The sequence below is a fragment of the Klebsiella sp. BIGb0149 genome (assembly GCF_004362605.1).
GTDB lineage: Bacteria > Pseudomonadota > Gammaproteobacteria > Enterobacterales > Enterobacteriaceae > Klebsiella > Klebsiella terrigena.
This window is the reverse complement of record NZ_SNYG01000001.1, coordinates 220,827-233,554: the sequence shown is the minus strand read 5'-3', so window position 1 is coordinate 233,554 and position 12,728 is coordinate 220,827. Positions and strand designations below refer to the sequence as shown.

The 12,728-nt window shown below is 60.6% G+C and carries 13 protein-coding genes and 1 tRNA gene; 9 read left to right on the top strand and 5 right to left on the bottom strand.

All coding sequences use genetic code 11. The features are described 5' to 3' along the window. Nucleotides 1-4: 4 nt before the first annotated feature. Both EDF75_RS01130 and EDF75_RS01125 read right to left on the bottom strand, forming a co-directional pair. On the bottom strand, nt 5-1,177 hold the full coding sequence (locus EDF75_RS01130) for an MFS transporter (protein ID WP_133596522.1): 1,173 nt from the start codon (nt 1,175-1,177) through the stop codon (nt 5-7). After that, nucleotides 1,174-2,367 carry a serine hydrolase domain-containing protein gene (locus EDF75_RS01125; protein WP_133596520.1) on the bottom strand — a complete coding sequence of 398 codons (1,194 nt, stop codon included), beginning with the start codon at nt 2,365-2,367 and terminating at the stop codon, nt 1,174-1,176. Before EDF75_RS01125 ends, EDF75_RS01130 begins: the two co-directional genes overlap by 4 nt. A 116-nt stretch (nt 2,368-2,483) precedes the next feature. On the opposite strand from EDF75_RS01125, the gene EDF75_RS01120 reads away from it, so the two are divergent. After that, complete coding sequence (locus tag EDF75_RS01120; RefSeq protein ID WP_133597959.1) at nt 2,484-3,404, top strand: LysR family transcriptional regulator; 921 nt, start codon at nt 2,484-2,486, stop codon at nt 3,402-3,404. A 153-nt stretch (nt 3,405-3,557) separates the two neighbouring features. Here the strand turns inward: EDF75_RS01120 and EDF75_RS01115 are convergent. Next, nucleotides 3,558-3,634, bottom strand: a tRNA-Arg gene (locus tag EDF75_RS01115). A 353-nt stretch (nt 3,635-3,987) separates the two neighbouring features. Here EDF75_RS01115 and folD point away from each other — a divergent pair. Together folD and ybcJ are read left to right on the top strand one after the other, a co-directional pair. Further along, nucleotides 3,988-4,854, top strand: coding sequence for a bifunctional methylenetetrahydrofolate dehydrogenase/methenyltetrahydrofolate cyclohydrolase FolD (folD, locus tag EDF75_RS01110; RefSeq protein ID WP_041144398.1), 867 nt, complete (start codon nt 3,988-3,990; stop codon nt 4,852-4,854). A gap of 1 nt (nt 4,855) precedes the next feature. After that, nucleotides 4,856-5,068, top strand: a complete 213-nt coding sequence (gene ybcJ / locus EDF75_RS01105) for a ribosome-associated protein YbcJ (RefSeq protein WP_045854288.1) — start codon at nt 4,856-4,858, stop codon at nt 5,066-5,068. Nucleotides 5,069-5,174: 106 nt separating this feature from the next. Here ybcJ and cysS read toward each other — a convergent pair whose 3' ends face one another. After that, nucleotides 5,175-6,560, bottom strand: a complete 1,386-nt coding sequence (gene cysS, locus EDF75_RS01100) for a cysteine--tRNA ligase (RefSeq protein ID WP_133596518.1) — start codon at nt 6,558-6,560, stop codon at nt 5,175-5,177. A 173-nt stretch (nt 6,561-6,733) separates the two neighbouring features. Here cysS and ppiB point away from each other — a divergent pair, with 173 nt between their 5' ends. The 5 genes from ppiB to mnmH all read left to right on the top strand — a co-directional run bounded on the left by ppiB (nt 6,734) and on the right by mnmH (nt 10,835). Continuing rightward, nucleotides 6,734-7,228 (top strand): peptidylprolyl isomerase B, encoded by a 495-nt coding sequence (gene ppiB, locus EDF75_RS01095; protein ID WP_041144395.1) that lies wholly within the window; start codon nt 6,734-6,736, stop codon nt 7,226-7,228. Between the two features lie 3 nt (nt 7,229-7,231). Next, nucleotides 7,232-7,954, top strand: a complete 723-nt coding sequence (gene lpxH / locus EDF75_RS01090; protein WP_133596516.1) for a UDP-2,3-diacylglucosamine diphosphatase — start codon at nt 7,232-7,234, stop codon at nt 7,952-7,954. A 119-nt stretch (nt 7,955-8,073) separates the two neighbouring features. Further along, nucleotides 8,074-8,583 (top strand): 5-(carboxyamino)imidazole ribonucleotide mutase, encoded by a 510-nt coding sequence (gene purE, locus EDF75_RS01085; RefSeq protein ID WP_095094553.1) that lies wholly within the window; start codon nt 8,074-8,076, stop codon nt 8,581-8,583. Continuing rightward, the gene (gene purK / locus EDF75_RS01080) at nt 8,580-9,647 is read left to right on the top strand and encodes a 5-(carboxyamino)imidazole ribonucleotide synthase (RefSeq protein WP_133596514.1); all 1,068 of its coding nucleotides are present in this window, start codon (nt 8,580-8,582) and stop codon (nt 9,645-9,647) included. Before purE ends, purK begins: the two co-directional genes overlap by 4 nt. 111 nt (nt 9,648-9,758) lie before the next feature. Beyond that, nucleotides 9,759-10,835: a tRNA 2-selenouridine(34) synthase MnmH gene (gene mnmH, locus EDF75_RS01075; protein WP_133596512.1), complete on the top strand. Its 1,077-nt coding sequence runs from the start codon at nt 9,759-9,761 to the stop codon at nt 10,833-10,835. 60 nt (nt 10,836-10,895) lie between these two features. Here the strand turns inward: mnmH and EDF75_RS01070 are convergent, their stop codons facing one another. Further along, the gene (locus EDF75_RS01070; protein ID WP_133596510.1) at nt 10,896-12,041 is read right to left on the bottom strand and encodes a porin; all 1,146 of its coding nucleotides are present in this window, start codon (nt 12,039-12,041) and stop codon (nt 10,896-10,898) included. A 316-nt stretch (nt 12,042-12,357) separates the two neighbouring features. Here EDF75_RS01070 and EDF75_RS01065 point away from each other — a divergent pair, with 316 nt between their 5' ends. Continuing rightward, on the top strand, nt 12,358-12,666 hold the full coding sequence (locus EDF75_RS01065; protein WP_133596508.1) for a monooxygenase: 309 nt from the start codon (nt 12,358-12,360) through the stop codon (nt 12,664-12,666). Nucleotides 12,667-12,728: the final 62 nt, after the last annotated feature.

Sequence of the window (12,728 nt, the reverse complement as noted above, 5' to 3'; positions counted from 1 at the left end):
CCGATCATCCCACCGACGCGGGAAAGCCGCGATCTCTGGCCGACCACGCCACCAGCAGCGTGGCCAGCAGCAGCACCAGCAGCGCAGGAGAGAATGCCCCGACGCCAAAACGGTCCAGCAGCACGCCGCCAACGATACCTCCGCTGGCAATAGCCGCATTCCAGGCGGTCACCAGCATCGACTGCGCGATATCGGCCGCATCGCCGGCGCTCCTCGCCAGCGCGGTCTGAAACAGGGTCGCCGCCCCGCCGAAAGCCAGCCCCCACGCCCCTACCGCCGCGTAGACCGCGACAGGATCGCCACCGGCCATACCCAGCGTCAACGCCGCCGCGCCGAACAGGAGCGCGCTCGCCAGGGTTAGCCGGCGCAGGTAGCGATCGATCAGCACGCCGACGATCCAGATACCCGCTACCGACGTCCCGCCAAAAACCAGCAGTACCACATCCGTGCGCTCCACCATTCCCGCCTTCACCAGAAACGGAGCGATATAGGTGTAGAGGATGTTATGCGCCAGAACGAAGGCCAGCACCACGAACAGCACCGGACGGATCCCCGGCAGGGTGAACACCTGGCGCAGCGACAGGCGCTTGCCCGCCGGCTGCCCGGCGAAGTCCGGCACTTTCAGCCTCACCCAGCCCATCAGCAGTAGCGCCAGCAGGCTGATGATGCCAAAACACATCCGCCATCCCAGCAGATTGCCGAGCAACGTACCGGCAGGCACGCCCAGAGAAAGCGCCAGCGGCGTACCCACCATGGCGATAGCGATGGCGCGGCCCTTCTGCTGCTCCGGCACCATCCGCGCCGCGTAGCCGGCCAGCAGAGCCCACAGCAGGCCCGCCGAGACGCCCGCCACGAAGCGTGCCGCTAGCGTCAGCGCATAGCTGACGGAGAGCGTCGTGACCGTGTTGGCGATGGCGAATCCGCCAATGGCGGCCAGCAGCAGCGGCCGGCGACGAACGCCTTGAGTGGCGGCGGTCAGCGGAATGGCGGCCACCAGAGAACCGATGGCATAGACAGTCACCGTCTGGCCGACCCACGCCTCGGAGACGGCCAGGCCTTGCGCCATCTGGGGCAGCAGGCCGGCCGGCAGCGCTTCGGTCAGGATGGTGATGAAAGCCGCCATCGCGAGCGCCAGCAGCGACGCGACGGGCATGCGATGCCCGGTCGTCGAATTCATCGCTCAGCCTCCAGGGCGCCGTAGACCGCATCGCGCAGATCGCCGACGAAACGGCCCGACATCCCTTCGTATAGGGTGTTCGTGAAGGCGACGACGCTCAGCCCCCGCGTCCGATCCACGAACCACGAGTGGCCGTAGGCGCCTCCCCAGCGCCAGGTGCCTTCTGATTCAGGCGAAGCGGCCAGCGTCCGATCGCGCAGGACCGAAAAACCGAGCCCAAAGCCGCAGCCCGGCGCGTTGGGCAGCTCCAGATTTTCCGTCCGATCCCGCGCCATTTCCGCAATCAACTCATCCGGCAGGATCGCGCCGCCCCCCTGACGCAGAGCCTCCAGCAGGCGCAGGAAGTCTTCGGCGGTTCCCGCCATGCCCGCGCCACCCGAGGGAAACGCCTGCGGGTCGAAGATGCGCGCAGGGCTGTAGGGAATACCGACCGCCCCCTCGAAGGGCGAAACGATTTCACCTTCCGCCAGCGGATGCGGCTGAGGCACATCGTTCACGTAGGCGGTCGCCACACGCTTCGCATCCCGCGCGATAAAGCCGGTATCGGCCATGCCCAGCGGGCCGGTCACCAGCTGGCGCACGGCTGCGTCAAGCGGTTCGCCCTGCACTCGCTCGATCAACGCGCCCAGCACGTCGGTCGCCAGCGAGTAGCCCCAGCCCGTACCGGGCTCGTACAGCAGCGGCACGCTGGCGATGCGGCGCAGGTTCTCCGCCAGGCTGATACCGGACGCATCCATGCCGTCCGATACGCCGGCCCGCGCATAGGGGCCGTTGGCATCGGCCTCGAAGAATCGATAGCCCAGCCCGGCCGTATGGCTGAGCAGCTGCCGTACGGCGATCCGCGCGGGCTGGCCGTCGGGCAGCAGCGGCCTGAACTCAGGCAGCCAGCGCTCGAGGCTGTCGTCCAGGCCGAGCCTTCCCTGCGCCACCAGCACCAGCGCCGCCGTTGAGACGATAGGCTTGCTTACCGATGCCAGACGGAAGACCGCATCCGCGGCCATCGTCCGACCGCTTTCACGATCGGCCCAGCCGGCGGCCTGGCGGTAAATAAGCGCGCCGTCGCGGGCCACCAGGACCACGGCGCCGACCAGACGCCGTTCGTCCAGCGCCCGTTGAACGGCGGCCTGAATGCGGGTGGAGAGCTGCGCAGGCGCAACGCCTGCGTGCAGCGAAAATGCGGGAACCGACATGGGAAATTCCTTTCATCAGTGAACGTTCCCGCCATGATAGAAACGCGGCTATTAAAGAAAAAGTAGGGTACAGTTCCTGTCTTAGCGGAACTCTATGTCCGCAATGGAGGAGTGAAGTGGACAACCTTAACGGCTTCGTGGTGTTCGTACGGGTCGCCGAAACGCGCAGCTTCGTCGCGGCCAGCCGGCTGCTGGGCGTTTCGGCATCGGCCATCGGCAAAAGCGTGGCGAGGCTGGAAGAGAAGCTCGGCGTGCGTCTGTTTCACCGCAGCACCCGCAGCGTGACGCTGACGGCCGAGGGCACGCTGTTTCTGGAGCGCAGCCGGCGCATTCTTGCCGAGATCGAGGCGGCGGAGCTGGAGCTGTCGCAGGCAACGGCCGCGCCGCGCGGTCGGCTGCGGGTCAGCCTGCCCCTGGTCAGCTCGCTGGTGCTGCCGGTGCTCGGCGAGTTCATGCGCGAATATCCGGCCATCGAGCTGGATCTGGACTTCACGGACCGGCTGGTCGATGTGATTGAAGAAGGCTTCGACGTGGTGGTCAGAACGGGACACCCGACGGACTCGCGCCTGTCGGCGCGCAGGCTGGGCACCTTCCGCTCGATGCTGGTCGCCTCGCCCGATTACCTGGCACGACGGGGTCTCCCCGTCGCGCCTGCCGATCTGCTGGCGCATACCTGCCTGCACTATCGCTTTCCCAACAGCGGCAAGCTGGAGCCGTGGGCGCTACGGCTGACGCCCGGAGACCCTGAGCTGCAGCTTCCCACCTCAATGATCTGCAACAACATTGAGACGCGAGTGTGCTTTGCTCTGCAAGGTCTGGGGATCGCCTATCTGCCGGAATTCGCAATTGCGGAACCGCTGGCGGATGGCCGGCTGCTCGCCGTTCTGGCCGACCGGGTGGAACGCACCGGCGTTTTCCACGTGCTCTGGCCCGCCAGCAGGCACCCCTCGCCGAAGGTTCGGGCGCTGGTCGATTTCCTCTGCGCCAGGGTGTTTCCGCCCGCCAGCGCCGGGAGATCAATCAGCAGCAGAGGCTGAGGCTAAGTGCTGATCCGGGGCTACGGGATGAATAGCTACAGGTAGTAAATCATTTCATCGCGCGAATTGGCTGGATATTGGGCAGAGGAACGCAAATATGACGCAAGGGGAAAATCAAGCGGGATTAAAGTTAGTGTAACTTACTGATTTAAATGGTACGCCCTACAGGGCTCGAACCTGTGACCTACGGCTTAGAAGGCCGTTGCTCTATCCAACTGAGCTAAGGGCGCACTGAGAAGCGGGAGCTTCATGATGTGCAATCGCCGGGAATTATACGGTGCATGCCTGATGAGTCAATGCATTTTGCCATCAAACTGTTTTCTGCGGCCGACTTGTCTACTTATGCACCAGGCGACGCATAAGGATTATCCAATCCGCTTCGTCATTTCCCCGTATAACATCGGCTTAAATGTCCGCCGGTTCGTCGTGTATGGATCTTCATCGCGTCGCAACGGCAGGGCTTATCGCCCCTCCGCGCGCCGAAAAGCGATAAAAAATCAAACGAGGACTGACAGAGAGGCTGGCTTCTGACAAAATATCCGCAACCCCCTTTCGTTAAGATACAGATGGAATCCTCTCTCTGATGGCAGCAAAAATTATTGACGGTAAAACGATTGCGCAGCAGGTGCGCTCTGAAGTCGCGGAAAAAGTGAAGGCGCGCACTGCGGCCGGAAAACGCGCCCCAGGGTTAGCCGTCGTGCTGGTTGGCAGCAACCCGGCATCGCAGATTTATGTCGGCAGCAAGCGCAAGGCGTGTGAAGAGGTGGGGTTCATCTCCCGCTCATACGATCTCCCGGAAACCACCAGCGAAGCGGAGCTGCTGGAGCTTATCGATACGCTGAATGCCGATTCGGCTATCGACGGTATCCTGGTACAGCTGCCGCTGCCTGCCGGGATCGATAATGTGAAAGTACTGGAACGCATTGCGCCGGACAAAGACGTCGATGGCTTCCATCCCTACAACGTCGGCCGCCTGTGCCAGCGCGCTCCGCGTCTGCGCCCGTGCACGCCGCGCGGTATCGTGACGCTGCTTGAGCGTTACAACATCGATACCTACGGCCTGAATGCCGTGGTGATCGGCGCCTCTAACATCGTCGGCCGTCCGATGAGCATGGAGCTGCTGCTGGCAGGCTGCACCACCACCGTGACCCACCGCTTTACCAAAAACCTGCGCCAGCACGTCGAAAATGCCGATCTGCTGATCGTCGCGGTCGGTAAGCCGGGCTTTATTCCGGGCGAATGGATTAAAGAAGGCGCGATTGTGGTCGATGTCGGGATTAACCGCCTGGAAAGCGGCAAAGTGGTTGGCGACGTGGTCTATGAAGATGCCGCCGCGCGCGCGTCATACATCACGCCAGTCCCTGGCGGCGTCGGCCCGATGACCGTTGCCACCCTCATTCAGAACACGCTGCAGGCGTGCGAAGAGTATCACGACATTCAGGAGGCCTAAGATGGCGACTTTTTCTCTGGGTAAACACCCGCACGTTGAGCTCTGCGATCTGCTGAAGCTGGAAGGCTGGAGCGAAAGCGGCGCGCAGGCAAAAATCGTCATTGCCGACGGTCTGGTGAAAGTTGACGGCGCGGTTGAAACCCGCAAGCGCTGCAAGATCGTTGCCGGCCAGACGGTCAGCTTTGAAGGTCAGAGCATCACCGTGACCGCCTGACCGCCGTCGCTGAATAAAAAAATGCCGGGCCCTTAAGGTCCGGCATTTTTATTTCGCTAAAGGCTGCGCTGCCCCCTGGCGTCTCGCCCGGAGTTCAGGCCTGAGACTACTTGCGGCGCCAGGTGGTGCCCTGAGCGCCATCTTCCAGCACGATCCCCATCTCGTTGAGACGGTCACGCGCGGCGTCCGCTGCGGCCCAGTCCTTCGCTTTACGCGCGTCGAGACGCTGCTGAATCAGCGCTTCAATCTCAGCCACTTCGCCGTCATCCGCCTGCGCCCCGCTCTGCAGGAACACGTCCGGCTCCTGCTCCAGCAGGCCCAGCACGCCGGAGAGCTTACGCATATGCGCCGCCAGCGCGTTCGCCGCCTGCGCATCTTCGGTTTTCAGCCGGTTCACTTCGCGCGCCATATCGAACAGCACCGAATAGGCTTCCGGGGTGTTGAAATCGTCGTCCATCGCTTCCACAAAGCGCGCTTCAAACGCCTCGCCGCCGGCCGGGGCTACGCTGCCATCGGTACCGCGCAGCGCGGTGTAGAGACGCTCCAGCGCGGAACGCGCCTGCTTCAGGTTCTCTTCGCTGTAGTTCAGCTGGCTACGATAGTGGCCGGACATCAGGAAGTAGCGGATGGTTTCGGCATCGTAGTACTTCAGCACGTCGCGCACGGTAAAGAAGTTGCCCAGCGATTTCGACATCTTTTCGCGGTCAATCATCACCATGCCGGAGTGCATCCAGTAGTTCACGTATTCGCCGTCGTGCGCGCAGGTGGACTGCGCGATTTCGTTTTCGTGATGCGGGAACATCAGATCCGAACCGCCGCCGTGAATATCAAAATGGTTGCCCAGCTGCTTGCAGTTCATCGCCGAACATTCTATGTGCCAGCCCGGACGCCCGGCACCCCACGGCGACGGCCAGCTCGGTTCGCCCTCTTTCGACATCTTCCACAGCACGAAGTCCATCGGGTTGCGCTTGACGTCAACCACGTCAACGCGAGCGCCGGCCTGCAGCTGCTCCAGATCCTGACGCGACAGCTGACCGTAGTTCGGATCGGTCGGAACCGAGAACATCACGTCGCCGTTGTCCGCCACATAGGCGTGCTCGCGGGCGATCAGCTGCCCGGTGATTTCAATAATTTCCGGAATGTGGTGCGTCGCACGCGGCTCGAGGTCCGGGCGCAGAATATTCAGCGCATCAAAATCGCTGTGCATTTCGCCAATCATGCGATCGACCAGCGCCACGAAGCTTTCGCCGTTCTCATTCGCACGCTTAATGATTTTGTCGTCAATATCGGTGATGTTGCGCACATACTTCAGCTTATAGCCGAGAAAACGCAGGTAGCGGGCTACGACGTCAAAAGAGACAAAAGTACGGCCGTGGCCGATGTGACAGAGATCGTAAACGGTGATACCACACACGTACATGCCAACTTCCCCGGCATGAATAGGTTTAAACTCTTCTTTTTGGCGCGTCAGTGTATTAAAAATTTTTAACATCGAAGATTCCGTGTAAACGTGTGTAGTGATAAGCCGCATATTCTAACCTGAATTCAACCCCGAAGCAGCACACAATGCAAGGTGATCCAACCCCGCGGTTATGCTATAACAGCCCCCTATGTCACGCCCAACCTTGGGTTCAAGCACCACAATCATCGGAACAGGATGCAAAAATGGTTACTTTCCACACTAATCATGGCGATATCGTAATCAAAACCTTTGACGACAAAGCGCCGGAAACAGTTAAAAACTTCCTGGACTACTGCCGCGAAGGTTTCTATAACAACACCATTTTCCACCGTGTTATCAACGGCTTTATGATCCAGGGCGGCGGTTTTGAGCCGGGTATGGAGCAGAAAACAACCAAGTCGCCGATCCAAAACGAAGCCAACAACGGCCTGAAAAACACCCGCGGCACTCTGGCGATGGCCCGTACTCAGGCGCCTCACTCCGCCACCGCGCAGTTCTTCATCAACGTGGCTGATAACGACTTCCTGAACTTCTCTGGTGAAAACCTGCAGGGTTGGGGCTACTGCGTATTTGCTGAAGTCGTTGAAGGCATGGACGTGGTAGACAAAATCAAAGCGGTTTCTACCGGCCGCAGCGGCATGCATCAGGATGTGCCGAAAGAAGATGTTGTGATCAAAAGCGTCACCGTCAGCGAATAATTCGTGGCGACACTTTTTATTGCAGACCTGCATCTGCAAACCGAAGAACCGGCGATCGTCGCCGGTTTTCTCCGCTTTTTACGCGGCCAGGCCCGCGAGGCGGACGCGCTCTATATCCTTGGCGATCTGTTCGAAGCCTGGATCGGCGATGACGATCCTAACCCGCTGCATCAGGAAATCGCCGCCGCGCTCAGCGCATTGACCGACTCCGGCGTCCCCTGCTTTTTCGTCCACGGCAACCGCGATTTTCTTATCGGCCAGCGCTTTGCCCGCGCCTGCGGCATGACGCTGCTGACGGAAGAAAACGTGCTCGATCTCTACGGCCGCCGCGTTTTAATTATGCATGGCGACACCCTCTGCACCGACGATGCCGGCTACCTGGCGTTTCGCGCCAAGGTGCATACGCCGTGGATCCAGCGCCTTTTCCTCGCTCTGCCGCTGTTTATTCGCCGCCGCATCGCCGCGAAAATGCGCGCCAACAGCACCGCGGCCAACAGCAGCAAGTCGATAGAGATCATGGACGTTAACCCGCAGGCGGTCACGGCGGTCCTCGAAAAGCATCGCGTCCAGTGGCTGATCCACGGTCATACCCATCGCCCGGCCATCCACCAAATAGAAGCAAACGGCATGCCGGCCTTTCGCGTGGTCCTCGGCGCGTGGCACAGCGAAGGCTCGATGGTGAAGGTCACCAAAGACGACGTTGAACTGATCCCCTTCCCGTTTTAATTATCGCGCTATTTTCCGCCGCAATCGGCCTACGCAACCGTTTTCCTCGCCCGTTTATCGTGTTATTCTCTGTGGCCTCTAAAGCAGTGTGAAGCACACCCACAGGAGTTTTAAGACGCATGTCTTCCCGCAATAATTCGGCGCGTATCGCCATCGTGATGGGGTCCAAAAGCGACTGGGCTACCATGCAGTTTACCGCAGAAATCCTTGATGCCCTGAACGTTCCGTACCATGTTGAAGTGGTCTCCGCGCACCGTACTCCCGATAAGCTGTTCAGCTTCGCCGAAGGCGCGGAAAGCAACGGCTATCAGGTGATTATTGCCGGTGCGGGCGGCGCGGCGCATTTGCCGGGCATGATTGCGGCGAAAACGCTGGTCCCGGTGCTCGGCGTGCCGGTGCAGAGCGCGGCGCTGAGCGGCGTTGACAGCCTCTACTCTATCGTCCAGATGCCGCGCGGGATCCCGGTCGGCACGCTGGCCATCGGTAAAGCCGGCGCGGCCAACGCCGCCCTGCTGGCGGCACAGATTCTGGCGGTGCACGACGCCGAACTGCACCAGCGCCTGAGCGCATGGCGCCAGGCGCAAACCGATGAAGTGCTGGATAATCCGGACCCACGGGGTGCGGCATGAAGCAGGTTTGTATCCTCGGCAACGGCCAGCTCGGCCGCATGCTGCGCCAGGCCGGAGAGCCGCTGGGTATCGCGGTGTGGCCGGTTGGCCTTGAGGCCGATCCTGAAGCGGTGCCGTTTCAGCAAAGCGTCATCACCGCTGAAATCGAACGCTGGCCGGAAACGGCCCTCACCCGCGAACTGGCGCGTCACCCGGCGTTTGTTAACCGCGACGTGTTTCCCATTATTGCCGATCGCCTGACGCAAAAGCAGCTGTTCGACAGGCTGGGCCTCGCCACCGCGCCGTGGCAGCTGCTGGCGGATAAAAACCAGTGGCCGGAGATTTTCGCGACCCTCGGCGAGCTGGCTATCGTTAAGCGCCGAGTGGGCGGCTACGACGGGCGCGGCCAGTGGCGCCTGCGTGAAGACGACTGCGCGCAGCTGCCCGACGATAACTACGGCGAATGCATCGTCGAACGGGGAATTAACTTCTCCGGCGAAGTGTCGCTGGTTGGCGCCCGCGCCCGGGACGGCAGCACGGTGTTCTATCCGCTGACCCGCAACCTGCATCAGGACGGAATTCTGCGCACCAGCGTCGCCTTCCCGCAGGCCAACGCCCGCCAGCAGGACCAGGCCGAAGGCATGCTCTCCGCCATTATGGACGAGCTGCAGTACGTCGGCGTCATGGCGATGGAGTGCTTCGTCACCGCCGACGGTCTGCTGATCAACGAGCTGGCCCCGCGCGTGCACAACAGCGGCCACTGGACGCAGAACGGCGCCTCCATCAGCCAGTTTGAGCTGCATCTGCGGGCCATTACCGACCTGCCGCTGCCGCCGCCGGTGGTCAACAGCCCGTCGGTGATGATCAACCTGATCGGTACCGATCTCAACTACGACTGGCTGAAGCTGCCGCTGGTGCACCTGCACTGGTACGACAAAGAGGTTCGTCCGGGCCGCAAAGTGGGCCACCTGAACCTGACCGACAGCGATACCGACCGCCTGAGCGCCACGCTCGAAGCGTTGAAGCCGCTGCTGCCGCCGGAGTACGCCAGCGGTATTTTCTGGGCGCAGTCGCAGCTCAGCTAAGCCTTTCGTGCCGGGGGAAGCGCGTTATTCCTTCCCCGGCACGCCTTCAGGCGCGTAGAATCCCTCCTTCGCTTTACAGAAAATCTCGGTTTCACTGCAAAAGGAAGACCCATGAATAATGGGACGGATTACCGCGCCATTCTCGCCGCGGATACCCCACTCATTGACGTACGCGCCCCGGTTGAATTCAGCCAAAGCGCGCTCCCCGCAGCGCTCAACCTGCCGCTGATGGACGATGAAGAACGCGCCGCCGTCGGCACCTGCTATAAACGTCAGGGGGCAGAAGCCGCCCTGGCGCTCGGCCATCGCCTGGTCAATGGCGACCTTCGCGCCCAGCGCATGCGGGCGTGGCGTGAAGCCTGCTTACGCAATCCTCAGGGCTATCTTTGCTGCGCCCGCGGCGGCCAGCGTTCGCACATTGTTCAGCAGTGGCTGCGCGAATCGGGCGTCGATTATCCGCTGATCGTCGGCGGCTATAAGGCGCTGCGCCAGGCCGCCATCCAGCTGACGCAGGAGCTGGTCCAGCGCTCGATAGTGCTTATCGGCGGCTGCACCGGCAACGGTAAAACTCAGCTGGTCGGCGCGCGGCCCGACGGAATCGACCTCGAAGGCCTCGCCCACCATCGCGGCTCCTCCTTCGGACGCACGCTGCGCGAGCAGCACTCTCAGGCGACGTTTGAAAACCACCTCGCGGTAGCCATGTTGAAAAAAGCGGCCAGCCAGCGCCGCTGGGTGCTGGAAGATGAGGGGCATATGATAGGCGCCAACCATCTGCCGGAATGCCTGCGCGAGCGCATGGCGCAGTCGCCGCTGGCGGTGGTGGAGGATCCGTTTGACGTCCGCCTGGCGAGGCTGCGGGAGGAGTATTTTGACCGGATGCACCGCGACTTTATGGCCGCGTACGGTGAAGAGCAGGGCTGGCAGGAGTACAGCGCCTATCTGCACCACGGCCTGTTTGCTATCCGCCGTCGCCTGGGGCTCCAGCGTTTTGCTCAGCTCACCGCCCTGCTCGATGATGCGCTGGCTGAACAGCTGCGCACGGCAAGCACCGAGGCGCATTTTGCGTGGCTCGTTCCGCTATTGAAGGAGTACTACGACCCGATGTATCGCTATCAGCTGGGTAAAAAGGCGGAGAAGATTATCTTTCGCGGAAGCTGGCAGGACGTCGCCTCCTGGCTGGCGCGGTAGCCCGCGTAAACGCAGCGCAAGCCGGGATTTTCGGCGTCGCGCTGCGCGGGAGGTCGCGGTTTAGAAGTCGTAGCGCAGACGCACCAGGTTCATATCGCCCAGGTTGTCGGTGCTCGACGTAAAGACGTGTTCGTAGTCAACGCGGAAGCCATAATCGAGTTGGAAGCTGATCCCCAGACCGTTATCAATGCGCTGGTAGTTACGTCCGTTAACGTATTCCAGGCGGTCGCCCATAAAGTACGGCTGAACGGATTTAAGCGCGTACTGGCCAACCGGGATTTTATACCCCGCGAAGTACTCAATACCCCAGGCATCGCCGGCGAAGTAGTTATTCACATCGGCTTTTTTGGTGGTCAGGAAGTTCTGATACCAGCCGCCGCCGAAGGAGAAGGTCCAGTTATCCGGCGTCCAGCTTAGGGCGGTACCGAGGATATTCTGGTCATAGGTTTTATTCTCAGCGCTCGACGGATCGCGCATTTCGGCACGCGTATAGTTCCACGCCGTACCCCAGGTCAGGTCCTTCATGATGTGGTAGTCCACGCCAACGGAGCCCCCGCCTTTACGCTTATAGCGCAGGCCATTTCCCGGCAGATACTCATTATCTTCAAACAGATAAGAAGCATACAGATCGACGTCACCGGCCGATTTTTTGTACTTGAGCATATTGCGCGAGCGGTAGGAACCATCATAATCGCCGTTGATCCCGTTACCCGGCGCCTGGGCAATCATGTCGTAATCCCAGATATCGGTTTTGGCGCCCACCACATCGTAATAAATACTGTTTTGCTGACCGTAGGTTAGCGTCCCCCAGGTGTCGCTCTTCAGCCCGGTATAGAGCATACGGCGAGAGGTGTTATTGGCGCCTTCCGCATAGTGATTATCCCAGTCGAACAGCGCCGGAATATTGACCCCCAGTTCGTAATAGCTGATCCAGCTGATATCGTCGAACAGGTAATAATCAGCGGCGAAGCGGAAACGGGTGCCGCCGTCGAAGCCGTTACGCTTATAGGAGCCTTTGTCGCCATCGCCGGACATCATGTTGAACTGCGGACGAATACTCCCGCCGACGGTGAAGTTCAGACGGCTTAACGGATCGCCGGCCTGCGGATCTTGTTTCAGCAGCGTTATCTCGGCCTGGGAAGCAAAAGAAGTGACTGCCAGCGCTGCGCCGATCGTTATCGCCAGCGCTTTTATTTTATGTGCCATGCTTTTTCCTTGAGTAATAAGCAACCTTATATTTGCAAGGTGAATATTAACCGTGATTACCAACTCCGTGTTGTCGCTTTTTTACGCTTTCGTGCTCTTAAAAATCAGTGACTTACCATTTTGTGCCGTTAACGGAAAGCCGCCGCAAATTTCATTCAACCGTCATTAACCTGCGCTAGCTGCGTCGCGCCCGCAGGGGCTCGCTTTGCCGTCGCCGATCTATTGCGGGTATAGTTGCCAATGCACGGCGCTCCCGGGGAGTACCGCTCTGCCGACGGCGCGCTGGCGACCCCTACGTCGAGCCCATGGAGGAGTTATGTCGAATAAACTGCTGCAGCTTCACTTTGCCTTTAACGGCCCGTTTGGCAGCGAGATGTCCCGTCAGCTGGTGGAGCTTGCCGAGTCCATCAACCAGGAGCCGGGTTTTATCTGGAAGATTTGGACCGAAAGCGAAAAAAACTACGAGGCGGGAGGTATCTATCTTTTTGCGGATGAGGAGACGGCGCTCGCCTATCTCACGAAGCATACCGCGCGCCTGAAGTCGCTGGGCGTCGAATGCGTGGAGTACAAACTTTTTGATATTAATGAACCGCTGACCGCGCTGAACCACGGCCACGCCCGCTAGCCGGGCGCCTGGCTTAAACGCAACGCAGTAAAAAGCCCGGGGCGCTGATGCTCCACCCCGGG